The sequence below is a fragment of the Candidatus Pantoea symbiotica genome, assembly GCF_056491525.1.
Window position 1 is genome coordinate 473,058 of record NZ_JBSZHR010000003.1, and the last position, 15,601, is coordinate 488,658.

Below are 15,601 nucleotides of genomic sequence, written 5' to 3' on the forward strand. Positions count from 1 at the left end.
TTGTTTGCTATTCTGTGCGCGACTCTTTCTTAACAATTGTGAAACCTATGCGAACATCGGATTTGTTGCGGCTGCTGTTTTTAGCGGCGATTTGGGGTGCCAGTTTTCTGTTTATGCGCATTGCGGTACCGGCGCTGGGCGCGGTGAATACCGCATTTTTACGCGTATTCTGCGGCATGTTGGGTTTACTGATTATCATGGCGGTGATGCGCATTCCGCGCCGCTTCGACGGTAAATTGGGCTGGGCGATGTTGCTGGGCGTCATCAACTCGGCGATTCCATTCCTGATGTACTGCCTCGCGGCGCGCGTATTGCCGGCGGGTTATTCAGCGATTCTCAACGCCACTACGCCATTAATGGGCGTGATTATTGGCGCGGCCTTCTTCGATGAAAAGCTGACGATTAATAAAGTTCTCGGCATGATCGCCGGATTTGGCGGCATTATTGTCATCAGTACAACCGGTGAAGCGCATCTTAGCAGCACTTTAATTGGCGGGATTTTAGCCTGTTTGATCGCCACTGCCTGTTATGGTTTTGCCGGTTTCCTGACCAAGCGCTGGATCGGTGCACGCGGCGGTCTCGATGCCACCAAAGTCGCCTTTGGTAGCCAACTCGGCGCGTCGGTATTTCTGCTGCCGATCTTTGCCTTTAGCGCGCCGCAAACGCCAGCGGCGAGTTGGCAAATTCCAGAAGTCTGGGCCAGCATTCTGGCGATTGGGTTTATCTGCACCGCACTGGCTTACATCATCTACTTCCGCCTGCTGGCCGATATTGGTCCGCTGCGCACGCTGACCGTGACCTTTATGATTCCACCGTTTGGGATTTTATGGGGCTGGTTAGTGCTGGGCGAGCAGATCAATCAGGGCTTTATCGGCGGTTCGCTGCTGATTGTCTGCGCGGTATGGCTGGTAACCAGCAACGGCTTTACCAAACGCGCCGCCATAAACAGCAGCGCCAGCAAATAGCGCTACTTTTTGCCGGATGGCTTCAGCGATCGATTGAGATCCTGAATACGCTTCATGGTTTTCACCGTACGCGATGAGGTCGCAGAAGCCACCGACAAAATCAGCATCTCCAGACACACCAGCACCGTTCCGTGCAGCGGCATACGACCATTCTCGCCGCCGCGCGGCACGTTGATAATCACATCCGCTTGTTTAGCGAAAGCCGAATCCAGTGCATTAGTCAGCAAAATCACCGGCATGCCGAGACGTTTCGCCTCTTTCAGTGCGGTGATGCCTTCACGATGCGCCGACTTCTGCGCCATCATAATCAGTACATCGCCACGCTGCAGCCCAATCAACTGTTCCGCCAGCGCAATGCCGGAGCGATTGAGCGTAACCGCCGGAATCCCAATACGCGTAAACAAACGCGCGCTGTAATCCGCCAAAATCCCCGAAGCATTGATGCCAAACAGCGCCACCTGACGTGCGTCAATCAAATGCGTCACCGCTTTGGCGACCGCTTCCCGATTGTGCGGTTCGGACAACGCATCGCAGGCGCGTTTGTGGCCGCTCAGCACAAAATCGATGCCCGAATTAATATCGCACGACAGTTCGCTAACGGTGGCGCTCATCTTCTCTTCGGAGTTCATCGCCGGGCCAAACCAGGCGGTCAGCGTGGTTTTCAAATCGCGCAAACCGGCAAAACCTAATGCCTGCACCGCGCGAACTACGGTGGCATCCGAAGTGTTGGTGGCGTCGGCAATTTCCATCGCCGTGGCATCCAAAACCACTTCGCGATGGTCATGGATGTAGCGGGCCACCGCTTGCAGGCTGGATGATAATGTCGGGCCGCGCGATCGATAGCGTTCACCCAAAACATCCACACGACTTTTAATGCTATTACGACTCATCTGCTGGTTGCTCTCTAAAGAGTGAGATTATTACTGAAGGTTTGTAGTGAATTACGTAATTACTACCAAGCATAAAATATGTAAGTAAATGAATTTATATTAATAATAGTGTAACAGCTTCGAGATTATTTCCATTTACTACTACATTACATCATGGTTGAATGATTCTCAATTGCATTGCACCAGGTTAATGATGAATGAATAACAACAAGTCCTTCACTTTTAAATCTCAACCCCATCCAGCCATCCTTGCTGCGATTTACGGCGTTAGCCTCTGGAGTTCCGCCAGCAGTTTTGCCGCTGATGATAGCCACACGCTCACCGTTTCAGCGCAGGAAGATAACGCACAAGGTGACAACGTCACCAATAGTTCGGTTGGCAGTAAAACGTCTACGCCGCGTATTAACCAAGCGCAGTCAGTCAGCGTGGTGACGCAGCAGCAACTTGAAGACTTTCAGGCGTCGAGTCTTACCGATGCGATGCGCTTTGTCAGCGGCGTAACGGAAGGCAACACGCTGGGCGGCACCGAAGATGGCTTTGTACGTCGCGGTTTTGGCAGCAATTCGGATGGTTCGATCTATCGCGATGGCGTGCGCAGCAGCCAGGGTTTGAACTTTGATGCCACCACCGAGCGCGTTGAAGTGCTGAAAGGCTCGGCATCTTTGCTCTACGGCATCCAGAATCCGGGTGGCGTAATCAATGTGATAAGCAAGAAGCCGCAGTATGAATGGCACACCAAAGTCAGCGGCCGAACCTCAAGTGAAGGCGGCGGCGCGGGCACCGTGGACGTTACTGGACCGCTCGGCAACGGCTTCGCCTTCCGCCTGATCGCGGAAAAACAGAATCAGGATTACTGGCGCAATTTTGGCAGTGAAAAGCACACGCTAATCGCGCCCTCTCTGCAGTGGTTTGGTGAGCAAGCCAGCTTCCTGATTAGCTATTCAGATTATCAATACGACATTCCTTACGATCGCGGCACCGCATTTATCAACGGCAAACCGATTGATATCGGCTACAAAGATCGCCTGGATGACAAAGCCAACCATGCGTGGGGCCACAACAAAACCCTCAACGCCCATTATGACTGGCAGTTTAATGATGACTGGAGCACGCGGGTCACGCTCGGCTGGAACCAGCGCCAATACGATAACAATGAAGTGCGCGTTACGGCGGTCAATCCCACCACCGGCGTGGTAACGCGTCGCGCCGATGCCAATCGCGGCTTCAACCATAAAACCAAATACGTTTCCTGGGACTTGATTGGCTCACAACAAGTATTGGGCATGACGCATGATCTGGTATTGGGCACCGATTACGAGATGATCCAAACCTATCGCGCGCATCAGTATCAAGGCAAAGCCAACACCGGTTTTAACTTCAACAATCCGCAGTACGATATTCTGTCGCCGATCACCAACAGCAGCACCGAAAACACAGCCAACGCTAATAACCTCAACCGCACGCACAGCCGTTCAATCTATGCCAAAGACAGCATCAGTTTGACGGATAACTGGATCGCGGTACTCGGCGGGCGCTATCAACATTACGAACAACGCGCTTCGAAAGGCTTCGATCCGGTAGTGCAAACGCTGGACAGCGAAGGCAACAAATTCCTGCCGCAGGCCGGTTTGATCTACAAAGTGACGCCGGACGTTTCGCTCTACACCAGCGTCAGTAAATCGTTTACGCCATCGACCGATGTTGATGATGACGGCAACGTCGGAAAACCGGAACAGGGCACCACATGGGAAGTGGGCAGCAAATGGCAGATTTCACCGAAGCTGTTTGCCAGCGTGGCGCTGTATCGCATTGACGAGCGCGATATGTCGCTGAGCATTAACGGCACCACGCGCGCCATCAATAAAGCCCGATCCAGCGGCGCGGAATTTGAGTTAAATGGCGAAGTGCTGCCGGGCTGGGATCTCAGCGCCAACTACAGCTATGACAAAGCTGAGATTGTTGATGATGGCGTTAACGCTGCTAACAACGGTAACCGTTTGCAAAACGCGCCACGCCACGCTGGCGCGCTCTATCTGAGCCATAATCTGGCGATCTCCGGCGTTCCGGGCGATTTCCGCGTGGGCGGCGGCGCGCGCTATGTAGGAACGCGTGCTGGCGATCCGGAAAACAGTTTTAACATGCCCGATTATGTGGTGGCGGACAGCTTTATCGCCTGGAACAATCAGTTATTTGGCGAGAAAACCCAGCTGAAACTCAATCTGAACAACCTGTTTAATAAGCACTATTACACCTCCAGCGGCGGCAATCTGCGCGTGCGTGAAGGAGAAACCCGCAACCTGATGCTCGAGGCCAGTGTTGAATTCTGATTCGATATTTACCACCGGCGCACGACGTGCGCCTTCCCTGCTTGCCACGATTTTGGCCGGTTTCCTGATGCTGGTAAGCAGCAACACATGGGCGAAAACCATCACCGATATTGACGGCAATCGCGTTGAGATCCCCGATCATCCGCAGCGTATCGTGCTGGGCGAAAGCCGCATGCTGTATACGCTGGCGTTGCTCGAACCGGGCGATCCGTTTCAGCATATTGTGGCGTGGCCGCAGGATCTGAAGAAGTACGACAGCCAAACCTGGAACAGCTTTGCGCGTCAGTTTCCGCAGATGCTGAAAATCCCGTCGCTCGGTTCCGGTGGGCCGAACGCCATTAATCCCGAGCAGATTCTGGCACTGAAACCGGACGTGGTGATATTGCCGAGCCTGGCGCGCTACGATGATGCCGACCTGCGTTTAGTTACCATGCTGAAGGCGGCACATATCCCGGTGGTGAAGATCGATTTGCGTGTGCATCTGCTGAAAAACACCCGCCGCAGCGTGGAAATTTTTGGTGAAGTGCTGAATCAGCAAGCCCGCGCGCAGGCGTTTAATCAATTTTACGATCAGCATATGCAGGTGATTCGTGAACGCTTAGCCACGTATCAGGGCGCAAATCCTTCGGTGCTGCTGCAACTGCATCTCGGACGCCGTAACGAGTGCTGCGTGACGGCAATCAACGGCAGCCTCGGCGAATTACTCAACGCGGCGGGCGGCGACAATATCGCTAATAAAACGCAGCACGGCGTGTTTGGTCGCTTGAGTGAAGAGAGCGTGATCGCCGCGCAGCCGCAGTACTATTTTGCCACTGGTTTTGGCGATAATGCCTCGCAGGGCTTGCTGAAATTAGGGCCAGAAGTGGCGCCAGAAACCGTGCTCAGCAGTTTTAAACAGCTGACGGCGCAGCAAAAGGGTTTACGTGAATTATCTGCATTGAAAAATGGTCACTCGGCGGTGATCTGGATGAACTTTTACCTCAGCCCGTGGCACATTGCGGCGACGGAATTTATGGCTAAGACACTCTATCCACAGCTGTTTGCCGACATAGATCCTGAAAAGACATTGCAGCAGATTTTCCATGATTTCTTACCGATTCCCTACAGCGGCACTTATTTTATCAACATACCGCCAGCGAGCGATAAATAATCACTTCCGCTCCGCTTGTGATTAATCTGAAGCTCGCTAATCTTAGATTTGCAGCACGGGCATGGCGTTGAATCTGTTATTTCCGCCATGCAACAACAACTCACGAGAGGATGTTTTATGGCTGAGCATAGAGGCGGTTCCGGTAATTTCGCTGACGATAAAAAGAAAGCGTCAGATGCCGGTAAAAAAGGCGGAGAAAAAAGCGGCGGTAGTTTCAAAGACGATCCCGCTAAAGCGTCAGAAGCAGGTAAGAAAGGCGGTAAGAAGTAGTCATCAACGCTGTAAATAGCACACAGCACCTTGGAATCCCGCCAGGGCACGGACGCCCTCAGAATTATCCCATTTTGTATTATCCTTCTGAAATAAATACCGTTAATAACCTTACGTAATTGCATTCTATTTTTAACCCCCTCAACCTGCCGTTTCGTCTTAATAAATCTGATTGTTCACTTTCTAACGTGACAAATATCACATTTATGCCAGGATTAATTTATTCACCTCATGCGACAAGGAGATATATATGACAACGCAAGCCACCAATAAAACCTTAATTACTGAAGCGTATCCGGTTCCGCCTTTTAAAAAGCAGACGCAACCGATGCCAGGTTTGGCGAGCAAAATGGATCCTCGTCCCGATCATGGTGAAACCAGCTATCGTGGTACCGGCAGATTGACCGGCCGTAAAGCGCTTATCACCGGCGGCGATTCTGGTATTGGTCGCGCCGTGGCCATCGCTTATGCCCGTGAAGGTGCCGATGTGGCCATTAACTTCCTGCCGGAAGAAGAAGCCGATGCGGCAGAAGTGGTAAAACTGATCGAGGCCGAAGGCCGCAAAGCGGTGGCAATTCCGGGCGACATTCGTTCCGAAGCGTTCTGCCAGAAGCTGGTCGATCAGGCCGCTGAACAGTTGGGCGGATTGGATATTCTGGTAAATAACGCCGGACGTCAGCAGTTCAATGAATCGATTCGCACGCTTTCCACTGAAGACTTTGACGCCACTTTCAAAACCAACGTCTATGCGATGTTTTGGATCACCAAAGCGGCGCTGAAATATCTGCCAGCGGGCTCCTCCATCATCAATACCTCTTCAGTGCAGGCTTATGATCCTAGTGCGATTTTGCTTGATTATGCGCAGACCAAAGCCTCGATTGTCGCCTTCACTAAAGCGCTGGCAAAACAGCTGGGTAAAGAGCAGATTCGCGTTAATGCCGTCGCGCCTGGCCCATACTGGACCGCGCTGCAGGTAAGTGGCGGACAGCCGCAAGAGAAAGTGGAGAAGTTTGGTGCATCCGCACCGCTGGGCCGTCCGGGACAACCGGCTGAAATCGCCCCGCTCTACGTCACCTTTGCGGATGTGAAAAACAGCTTCACCTCCGGCCAGGTTTGGTGCTCCGACGGCGGCACCGGCACGCTTTAATCATGATTCGGTCGCCATAAATGGCGACCCTACATTGTCCCGTTCAATCGCTCTGGAAACACTTCCCGCAACCAATCAATAAATACCCGCAACCGCTGCGTCAGATGGCGATTCTGCGGATACACCACATGAAACGGATAATTCGCCGGACGCCACGCCGCGAGAATCTCGACCAATTTTCCCGCCTGTAAATCTGCCGCCGCTGCGTAGCGAAAGGTCTGAATGATCCCTAATCCCGCAACCGCCGCCGCCAGATGCGCGTTACTTTCGTTGACGCCAATCCGATGCTCGCTCTTAATTTCCAGCTGCTCTTCGCCCTGTGTAAAACGAAACGGAAACGCCCTTCCGCTCTGCGGCGACAAATAGCTCACCATGCGATGACCATTTTTCAGCTCTTGCGGATAAGCTGGCACGCCGTAGGTTTTCAGATAACCCGGGGCGGCGCAGGTAATCATCTCCGCATCCCCCAAATGTCGCGCCACCAGCGACGAATCGCTGAGCGGACCGCCGCGAATCACGCAATCGACGTTACCGCTGATCAAATCCACCGCGCGATCCGCAACGCCAAGATCGATACGGATGTTCGGATAACGAGCGATGAAATCGGGCAGCGCGGGTATCAACACATCGCGCGCGGTTGATCCGCCAATATCAATACGCAGATAGCCGCCGGGTTTAGCGCTTTCAGCGTTGAACGAGTGATCGATATCTTCCAAATCACGCACAATGCGCAGCGCTTTTTCGTAGTAATCATGCCCTTCCGGCGTCACCGTGACGCGCCGCGTGGTGCGCTGTAGCAAGCGAATGCCGAGATGCGCTTCCAATTCCTGCACCAGTTTGCTCAACGTGGCGTTGGGCATGTCGAGTGAATCCGCCGCACGCGTAAAGCTGCCCGCTTCGACTACGCGCGCAAACGCCTTGATCGCCATTAACTGATCCATGCTGTTTTCCGTTGCATTCAATTATCCACAAACAGGAATAGTCATTTCGATTTTACACCATTTATCAGTAAACGCCGTGACGTTAGATTGCTTCTCATGCACTGCATCGCAGTCATCAAAACCTCATCACACATTGGAGAAGCAAACATGAACGCACTCAACGGTAAAATCGCATTGGTAACCGGCGGCACAACCGGCATTGGTCTGGCATCCGCGCAGGAATTGGCAGCACAAGGCGCACGCGTGTTTATCACCGGTCGTCGTCAGGCGGAACTTGATGCGGCAGTTGCCAGCATCGGTTCTAGCGCCAGCGGTATTCGCGCCGACGCTTCGGTGCTGAGCGACCTCGACAACGTCTATGCAGAAATCGCTAAACAAGCCGGCCGCCTCGATATCCTATTCGCCAACGCCGGTGGCGGCGACATGCTGCCGCTCGGCGCCATCACCGAAGAGCATTTCGATCGTATCTTTGGTACCAACGTGCGCGGCGTGCTGTTCACCGTGCAGAAAGCGCTGCCGCTGCTCAGGGACAACGCCTCGGTAATCCTTACTTCTTCAACCACATCGGTTCAGGGCACCGCCGGATTCAGCGTATATAGCGCCAGTAAAGCCGCAGTGCGCAATTTTGCCCGCTCATGGGCGCTGGATGTGAAAGATCGCGGTATTCGCGTAAACGTGGTCAGTCCCGGCCCGGTGCGCACGCCAGGTTTAGGTGGTTTGGTGCCTGAAGATCAGCAGCAAGGATTGTTTGATGCGCTCGCGGCGCAGGTGCCGTTGGGTCGCCTCGGCGAACCGGGTGAGATTGGTAAAGTGGTGGCGTTTTTAGCGTCCGATGCGTCCAGCTTTATCAACGCCGCAGAGTTGTTTGTTGATGGCGGTATGGCGCAGGTGTAACGCGTACCAGGTCGCCATAAATGGCGACCCTACGAATATTTGCAGGTTTTGTAGGGTCGCCATTTATGGCGACCACGCCTTTTCTACGCCTCAACCACCGGAATTTCGTCCAACTGGGTATAAATCGAAATCCCCCTTTCCTTGCCAATCCGCACATCGTTATCCGCACCCTGTGAAGCGCCCGGAATGCGCAGGATCGCATCGCAACAGTGAATCAAGCGATGCGCTACCGGATAGAGAAAAGATTCACTGATTTCATCGCCAATCTTCTGCGAACCGGCCGCGCTTGCCAGCGGCAACGCCAACCATTCACCAATCACCGGCGTATGTCCTCGCTGGTAGACCTGCAAGGCAATCTGGTCTAATTTCTTAATATTTTCATGAATTAACACTTCATTGCCGTTGGTGCCGCTGCGTACCGGTCCTGCGATAAGAATTAACATTGGGCTTCTCCAGAGGTTTGATGTTTAGGGCTAGCGTTTTTTTGCACGTTTTGCCCGACTTTTGATGACAAAATCCACGCTAACATGCATAATCGTGCACATACAAGCAAAAACACGAATGAGAAATTGATGCTCTCCAGTCAACGTAAACAGCAAATCCTCGCCATCCTGTCCGAGGAAAAACAGGTGATGTCGAGCGAGCTAAGCCAGCGTTTCGCGGTGTCGGAAGACTCGATTCGCCGCGATCTGCGCGAGCTAGCCGCCGAAGGATCACTGCAGCGGGTGCACGGCGGTGCGCTGCCGGTTTCTGCGGCTATCGCACCGTTTGAAACACGCAAAAGCGTGCAGATCAGCTCCAAGCGCCTTATCGCGCAGAAAGCGGTACAGCTTATTCAGCCTGGACAAGTGGTGATTATCGATGGCGGCACCACCACCGCCGAGATGGTGAAATTGCTGCCGCCGGATCTGGCCTTTACCGTGGTAACGCACAGCCCAAGCATCGCCGTGGCGCTGGTGGATCATCCGCAGGTTGACGTGATCATGATTGGCGGCTTGCTGTATCGCCATTCGGTGGTTGCGGTAGGTGCGGCGGTGCTGGAAGCGATTGCGCGGATTAATGCCGACCTGTTCTTCATGGGCGTGACCGGCGTACACAAAACCGCAGGATTAACCACCGGCAATTACGAAGAAGCCAGTGTGAAACGCGCGCTGTCCGCACGCGCGGCGGAAACGGTGGTGATGGTATCGAATGAAAAGCTGAATTCCGCCTCGGCGTTTGCCATCGGCGAGCTGTCTCTGGCGAGTACGTTGATCGTTGATACTCAACCCGATGACGAAATGTGCCAACTGCTAAGGAAAAAGCACATAACCGTGCTGTAACCGGCTATTCTTCGCTGCTGAAGAAACGAACTGCCATTTGATAATCAGGAGCTTAATAAGATGTCTGAGAATCCCACCATCGCCCTTATTGGACCGGGCGCGATTGGCACCACCATCGCGGCGGCGCTACATGAAGTTGGACGCACGCCAACGATTTGCGGGCGTACCGCGCATCCGCAGCTCGAGCTTCGTCACGACAGCGGCAACATTATTGTTCCAGGCCCGGTGCTGACCAATCCCGCCGAGATCGCGCAGCCGTTCGATCTGGTGTTTGTGGCGGTAAAAACTACTCAGGTTGAGGACACCGCGCCGTGGCTGGCGGTGCTGTGTAATGAAAAAACCGTGGTGTGCGCGCTGCAAAATGGCGTCGAGCAGAAAAGCCAACTCGCGCCTTACGTCAATGGCGCAACCGTGCTGCCGTCGGTGGTGTGGTTCCCGGCCCAGCGCGAGCCGGATGCTTCCGTGTGGCTGCGTGAAAAGCCGCGCCTGACGCTGCCAGAAACCCCACAGGCTGAACGTGTGGTTGGGGCTTTAAAAGATACGCGCTGCGCAGTCGATCTCTCTGCCGATTTCCTCACCATCGCCTGGCGCAAGCTGCTGCAAAACGCAGTTGCCGGTTTGATGGTGCTGTCGAATCGTCGTGCGGGCATGTTCCAGCGCGAAGACATAACCGCGCTGGCGCTGGCCTATTTACAGGAGTGCCTGACGGTGGCGCGCGCTGAAGGTGCCGCGTTGAAAGATGAAGTGCCGCAGGAGATTGTCGAACGCTTCCACCGCGCACCTAGCGATTTAGGCACCTCGATCCTTGCCGATCGCCAGGCCGATCGTCCGCTGGAGTGGGATATCCGCAACGGTGTGGTGCAGCGTTATGGTCGGGCGCGCGGCATTCCTACGCCAATCAGCGATGTGATTGTGCCGCTGCTGGCAGCCGGTAGCGAAGGTCCGGGCTGAATTAAAAGCGCCACGCCGCATACAACGCGCCGCTCACCTGCCCTTTTTCCTCGGTGATTGGGCTGTCGGCGGCGTGGTCCTCCAGATGCTGCGCATTTACCCGTGCGCCAATCAGCCACACTGGTGTCAGCGCATACTCCACTCCCGCTTCCCAACCCACTTTCTCTATACCGGATCCGGCATCGTAGCGCGCCAAACCGCTGCGTGCCGACTGCGCTGCCGTGACGCCATACTGCGTCTGCATGTAATCGCTGTCGGCCCAACTGAGATTCGGGCCGGTGAACAGCCGCAGGCTTTGCGTCGGACGCCATTGCAAATGCGCATAGGAGGCAAGTTTAAAGCCCTGCTGATTGCCGCCCACATCCTGCGTCAAAATCACGCCGCCTTTAAAATAATCGTTCTCGTAAATCGCTGAGGTGAAGGCGCGTGGTGTGACATCAATATCGCCCAATCCTTTTAAATGCGGATCATCAGATTCCTGGCGCGGTGAAATGTTAGTGCCAACGCCCAGTGCAAAAGTCCAGCGATCGGTTTTGGCGACGTTCCAGCCAAGAGCGATCAGATCGTCCACGCCGCCGACAAACAGCGGGCCGTAATTGAGTTTGATCGCCGGCACGAAGTCGGTTTTGTTCTCTTTCGCGCCGGAGTATTTCGGTTTAACCCCGACGCCGCCGCCAATAAAACCTGAAAATTCATTCTGAGAGGAATCGGCAAGAACCGGGAAAGTTGCCGCCGACAGCAAACAAAACAGCGCGAGAGGTTGAGCCAGGGTGGAACGCATCGACATCTTCCTTTATGGGCACAGAGTAATGAGCCCATTGCACCAGCCTTGTGTAACGCCGGTTTTTACCTCCGGTAAAGTTATGTAACAGCCAGCGGTAAACGCACGCAGAAACAGGCTCCGCCGCCAGCACGATTACTCACGCTAATTCTGCCGCCGTGATATTCGCTAATCGACCGCACCAGCGCCAGGCCCAAACCTGTGCCGTTGCCGCAATGTGTGAGGCGGTAAAACGGCTGGAAAATACGTTCCAGTTCTTCATGCGGAATGCCGGGACCGCGATCCTGCACCTCGAGCGTAAAGTGCCGATCCGCCGCGTGCCGGAGCGCGACGCAAATTTCCGGCCCGGCGTAGCGCAGCGCGTTCTCAATCAGATTGCGCAGCAAGCGGCGAATCAGCCGCGCATCGACCTGCGCCACCACATGTTCGGCCTGCAACTCAATTTGCACGGCGGCACACTCTTCCGCTGCGATCGCCGTGATATCAGCGAGCTGGAAATCGCCGCTGATAGCGCTGCTCGCCATTTCCAGGCGACTCAGCGTCAGAATCTCTTCCACCAGCGCGTCCAATTCGCCGACGCTGCGTTGCAACTCGCGGCGCGTTGGCGAATCGTCGGGTGCCAGTAGTGCCGCCGCCATCTGAATGCGCATCAGCGGTGAACGTAATTCGTGCGAAGCATTCGCCAGCATGGTTTTTTGCGACTGCACCAACTGCTCGATCTGCGTGGCGGAGCGGTTAAAGCTGGTGGCGAGTTGTGCCACTTCATCGCGTCCGGCCACCGTAACGCGCGCGCTGAGATTGCCGCGACCCAGCGATTCCACGCTCTGCTGCAGCGACTCCAGCCGCGCGGTTAAACGGCGTATTACCGGGAAGGAGATCAGCGCCACGCTGCCCGCCAATCCCAGCATCAGCAGAATAAACAGCCACGGACGTTTCTGCTGATCGCTCCTGAACTGCGTGACCAGCACGCGTTTGTCCTTAAGCGGCCAGACGAAGCGCATGCCGTACCAGTCATCCTCGATCTGCCCAAAGGCGTCACGCGGCGGGAATGCCAGCGGCGGATCGAGCGGGCGACTCAGTCGTTCGCCATTGGCGGTAAACAGGGCAAAACGCGTGTGGGCGCGTTGCATCCAGCGATCCATCGCCGCCATTTGCACAGCGCGCGGCGCATCGGCAGGCGGCAGGTTCTGCTCCACCAGCTCAGAAAAGGTGGCAAAAGCCTGCAGATTCGGATTGTCATCTTTGTTCCACAACCAGAGTGCGATGGTGCAGCTCACCACCATAAACAGCGCGCAGCTGAAGGCGAAGAAGATTTGCAGATGCAGCGGAAAATCGGCGAGACGCTTCATGCACTGGGCAACGCCGAGAACACATAACCAACGCCACGCACGGTGATGATGCGTTTCGGCGCACGCGGATCGTCTTCGATAAGCTGGCGGATGCGGCCAATATGCACATCAATCGCCCGATCAAAGCTGTCGTAGGTTTCACCGCGCACCGACTGCCAGATTTGTTCGCGATTCAGTACGCGTCCGGCCTGGCGCGCCAGCGAGACCAGCAGATCGAACTGTAACGAAGTGAGTGAACAGGCTTGCTGATTCAGCAATACGGTGCGCGCGGCGGTATCGATCTCCAGCGGGCCGGAACGAATGATGTGGTCGCTGTGTGCCCGGCTGCCTGGCCTGATGCGGCGCAATACCGCACGCATCCGTGCCAGCAGTTCGCGCGGCGCAAACGGCTTTGGCAGATAATCATCCGCGCCAACTTCCAACCCGATAATGCGGTCAGCGGGATCGCCGCGCCCTGTCACCATAATGATCGCCGGTTCATGGTGACACTGGCTGCGCATCTCGCGGCACAGCGCTAAACCATCGGCATCGCCCAGCATCAAATCCAGCAATACCACGTCAAATTCGCGCTGTTTCATTTTGAACTGCGCATCCTGCGCGCTGGCACTGTGCACTACCTTGAATTCGTACTGCGTGAGGTAAGGCACGATCATCTGAGCCAGCCGATGATCGTCCTCAATTAACAGAACGGAGGTCATTTAATTTTTCCAGGCAGAAGGGTTACGCAGATGAGTTAAAGACAGCGCGCGGAGGCAATTAGTTTCGCTTCTTCTTCGGCCAGGTGCACATGAATGCGCACCCTACAAAATCCCGCATGATCGACTTTAATTTATTTCGACCGCTCGCAGCCGCCGCATCTGCCAGTGTTTTATCCTGCCAACTTGCGGGATATAGAAATCTTTACTAGGGTTTGCGCTTCTTCTGCCTCTTATAGCTTTCTTTTCCATTGAAGAAATTACGGCTGCGAAAGCTATGAGATCGCGCCATTTTCTAACCTGGGGAATATATGAGCACAGGAACGGATACAAATAATTCAGCCGCATCCAGTGGCTTAACCGTTGATGACATCACCGTCATCGACAACAAATTACTTAAACGCGCGGTCAGTGCCGCCGCGTTGGGTAACGCGATGGAGTGGTTTGATTTCGGCGTCTACAGCTATCTCGCCGTGATCATTGGCCAGGTGTTCTTTGCCGATGCCAGCGCTGCCGCGCAGTTGATCGCCTCGTTCGGTACCTTCGCTGCCGCATTTTTAGTGCGTCCAATTGGCGGCATGGTATTTGGCCCGCTCGGCGATCGCATTGGTCGTCAGAAAGTGTTGGCGTTAACCATGATCATGATGTCGATCGGTACCTTCTGTATCGGTCTAATCCCAAGCTACGCCAGCATCGGTATCGCTGCGCCAATTCTGCTACTGCTCGCACGCTTACTGCAGGGCTTCTCTACGGGCGGTGAATATGGCGGTGCCGCTACTTTTATCGCGGAATATTCCACCGATAAGCGTCGCGGTTTTATGGGCAGTTTCCTTGAGTTCGGTACGCTGGGCGGCTATCTGCTGGGCGCCAGCCTGGTCACCGCGATGATCGCCTTCTTACCGCATCAAACCATGATGGATTGGGGCTGGCGTGTGCCGTTCTTCCTCGCTGCGCCATTGGGTCTGTTCGGCCTCTACATCCGCTTGAAACTGGAAGAGACGCCTGCGTTTAAAGATCACATGGATAAACGCGAAGAGATGGAGCACAACAAACCGCGCCTGAGCGTGTGGCAGATGCTGCGCGATCAGCGTAAACCGCTGCTGAAATGCATTGGTCTGGTGCTGCTGTTTAACGTCTCCAACTATATGCTGACCGCCTATATGCCGAGCTATTTAACCGGCGTCCTGGGAATGAGTGAATTATCCGGCCTGATGTTGGTGATGGTGATTATGTTCATCATGATGCCGCTGACGTTAATGTGGGGACATTTAACCGACCGCATTGGCCGCCGCCCGGTGATTGGTTTAGGTGCGTTGGGTTTGATTGTGCTGGCGATCCCGAGCTACATGCTGATTGGTTCTGGCAACATGCTGCTGGTATTTGCCGGATTGGCGATTCTGGGCCTGTTACATACCTGCTTCAGCGGCACCATGCCGGCAACGTTACCGGCGCTGTTTGTCACCGATATTCGTTACAGCGCGCTGGCGATTGGCTTTAACTTATCGGTTTCGCTGTTTGGTGGCACCACGCCGCTGATCACCGCATGGCTGGTGGATACCACGCACAATAATCTGATGCCGGCGTATTACATGATCGGTGCCGGGATTATTGGTTTGCTGACGGTATTAACCTTGAGTGAAACGGCACGTAAGCCGCTGAAAGGTTCATCGCCTGCGGTGGCGACGGAAGCAGAAGCGCATCGTTTGATCGATAAGCTGCGTAAACGCAAGGTGAAACATAAACCGGCGTAGATCGCAGGCCGCATCCACAGAGGTCGCCATGAATGGCGACCCTACGGGTGATTTTGTAGGGTCGCCATTTATGGCGACCGTGCGAGATTCCGGCGCAGTTTGTAGGGTCGCCATGAATGGCGACCTCATCTAACCGAAGCGTAAAAATCCCCCGCTTATTCGATAATT

The 15,601-nt window shown here is 54.6% G+C and carries 15 protein-coding genes; 9 read left to right on the forward strand and 6 right to left on the reverse strand.

All coding sequences use genetic code 11. The features are described 5' to 3' along the window. Window positions 1–47 precede the first annotated feature (47 nt). The gene (locus tag ACXIZX_RS22990) at window positions 48–965 is read left to right on the forward strand and encodes a DMT family transporter (protein ID WP_479405143.1); all 918 of its coding nucleotides are present in this window, start codon (window positions 48–50) and stop codon (window positions 963–965) included. Between the two features lie 2 nt (window positions 966–967). Here ACXIZX_RS22990 and ACXIZX_RS22995 read toward each other — a convergent pair whose 3' ends face one another. Beyond that, window positions 968–1,855: a MurR/RpiR family transcriptional regulator gene (locus tag ACXIZX_RS22995; protein ID WP_179452762.1), complete on the reverse strand. Its 888-nt coding sequence runs from the start codon at window positions 1,853–1,855 to the stop codon at window positions 968–970. 197 nt (window positions 1,856–2,052) lie between these two features. Between ACXIZX_RS22995 and ACXIZX_RS23000 the strand changes: the two genes are divergently transcribed. The 4 genes from ACXIZX_RS23000 to ACXIZX_RS23015 all read left to right on the forward strand — a co-directional run bounded on the left by ACXIZX_RS23000 (window position 2,053) and on the right by ACXIZX_RS23015 (window position 6,749). Beyond that, the gene (locus ACXIZX_RS23000; protein WP_479405144.1) at window positions 2,053–4,182 is read left to right on the forward strand and encodes a TonB-dependent siderophore receptor; all 2,130 of its coding nucleotides are present in this window, start codon (window positions 2,053–2,055) and stop codon (window positions 4,180–4,182) included. Beyond that, window positions 4,169–5,332: an ABC transporter substrate-binding protein gene (locus ACXIZX_RS23005; protein WP_479405145.1), complete on the forward strand. Its 1,164-nt coding sequence runs from the start codon at window positions 4,169–4,171 to the stop codon at window positions 5,330–5,332. The genes ACXIZX_RS23000 and ACXIZX_RS23005 overlap by 14 nt, the downstream gene beginning before the upstream one ends. Before the next feature lie 117 nt (window positions 5,333–5,449). Further along, entirely contained in the window at window positions 5,450–5,602 is a 153-nt protein-coding gene (locus tag ACXIZX_RS23010) for a KGG domain-containing protein (protein ID WP_008110189.1), read from the forward strand. Between the two features lie 250 nt (window positions 5,603–5,852). Continuing rightward, window positions 5,853–6,749 (forward strand): SDR family oxidoreductase, encoded by an 897-nt coding sequence (locus ACXIZX_RS23015; protein ID WP_061719609.1) that lies wholly within the window; start codon window positions 5,853–5,855, stop codon window positions 6,747–6,749. 29 nt (window positions 6,750–6,778) lie between these two features. On the opposite strand, the gene ACXIZX_RS23020 is transcribed toward ACXIZX_RS23015, so the two are convergent. Then, a complete protein-coding gene (locus ACXIZX_RS23020; protein WP_479405146.1) occupies window positions 6,779–7,690 on the reverse strand; it encodes a LysR family transcriptional regulator in 912 nt (303 codons plus the stop codon). A 147-nt stretch (window positions 7,691–7,837) separates the two neighbouring features. Here ACXIZX_RS23020 and ACXIZX_RS23025 point away from each other — a divergent pair, with 147 nt between their 5' ends. Beyond that, window positions 7,838–8,584, forward strand: coding sequence for an SDR family NAD(P)-dependent oxidoreductase (locus tag ACXIZX_RS23025; protein ID WP_479405147.1), 747 nt, complete (start codon window positions 7,838–7,840; stop codon window positions 8,582–8,584). Between the two features lie 83 nt (window positions 8,585–8,667). Here ACXIZX_RS23025 and ACXIZX_RS23030 read toward each other — a convergent pair whose 3' ends face one another. Continuing rightward, window positions 8,668–9,027 carry an NUDIX hydrolase gene (locus tag ACXIZX_RS23030; RefSeq protein WP_258145655.1) on the reverse strand — a complete coding sequence of 120 codons (360 nt, stop codon included), beginning with the start codon at window positions 9,025–9,027 and terminating at the stop codon, window positions 8,668–8,670. Window positions 9,028–9,156: 129 nt separating this feature from the next. On the opposite strand from ACXIZX_RS23030, the gene ACXIZX_RS23035 reads away from it, so the two are divergent. Both ACXIZX_RS23035 and ACXIZX_RS23040 read left to right on the forward strand, forming a co-directional pair. Then, window positions 9,157–9,906, forward strand: coding sequence for a DeoR/GlpR family DNA-binding transcription regulator (locus tag ACXIZX_RS23035; RefSeq protein ID WP_479405148.1), 750 nt, complete (start codon window positions 9,157–9,159; stop codon window positions 9,904–9,906). Between the two features lie 60 nt (window positions 9,907–9,966). Next, entirely contained in the window at window positions 9,967–10,857 is an 891-nt protein-coding gene (locus ACXIZX_RS23040) for an oxidoreductase (protein WP_479405149.1), read from the forward strand. A gap of 1 nt (window position 10,858) precedes the next feature. Here ACXIZX_RS23040 and ACXIZX_RS23045 read toward each other — a convergent pair whose 3' ends face one another. From ACXIZX_RS23045 to ACXIZX_RS23055, 3 genes are all read right to left on the reverse strand, one after another. After that, on the reverse strand, window positions 10,859–11,638 hold the full coding sequence (locus ACXIZX_RS23045) for a MipA/OmpV family protein (RefSeq protein ID WP_479405150.1): 780 nt from the start codon (window positions 11,636–11,638) through the stop codon (window positions 10,859–10,861). Window positions 11,639–11,718: 80 nt separating this feature from the next. Further along, window positions 11,719–12,987, reverse strand: coding sequence for a sensor histidine kinase (locus tag ACXIZX_RS23050; protein ID WP_479405151.1), 1,269 nt, complete (start codon window positions 12,985–12,987; stop codon window positions 11,719–11,721). Continuing rightward, window positions 12,984–13,685 (reverse strand): response regulator, encoded by a 702-nt coding sequence (locus ACXIZX_RS23055; RefSeq protein ID WP_479405152.1) that lies wholly within the window; start codon window positions 13,683–13,685, stop codon window positions 12,984–12,986. The genes ACXIZX_RS23050 and ACXIZX_RS23055 overlap by 4 nt, the downstream gene beginning before the upstream one ends. A gap of 308 nt (window positions 13,686–13,993) precedes the next feature. Between ACXIZX_RS23055 and proP the strand changes: the two genes are divergently transcribed. Then, window positions 13,994–15,433: a glycine betaine/L-proline transporter ProP gene (proP, locus tag ACXIZX_RS23060; RefSeq protein ID WP_061719623.1), complete on the forward strand. Its 1,440-nt coding sequence runs from the start codon at window positions 13,994–13,996 to the stop codon at window positions 15,431–15,433. Window positions 15,434–15,601 lie beyond the last annotated feature (168 nt).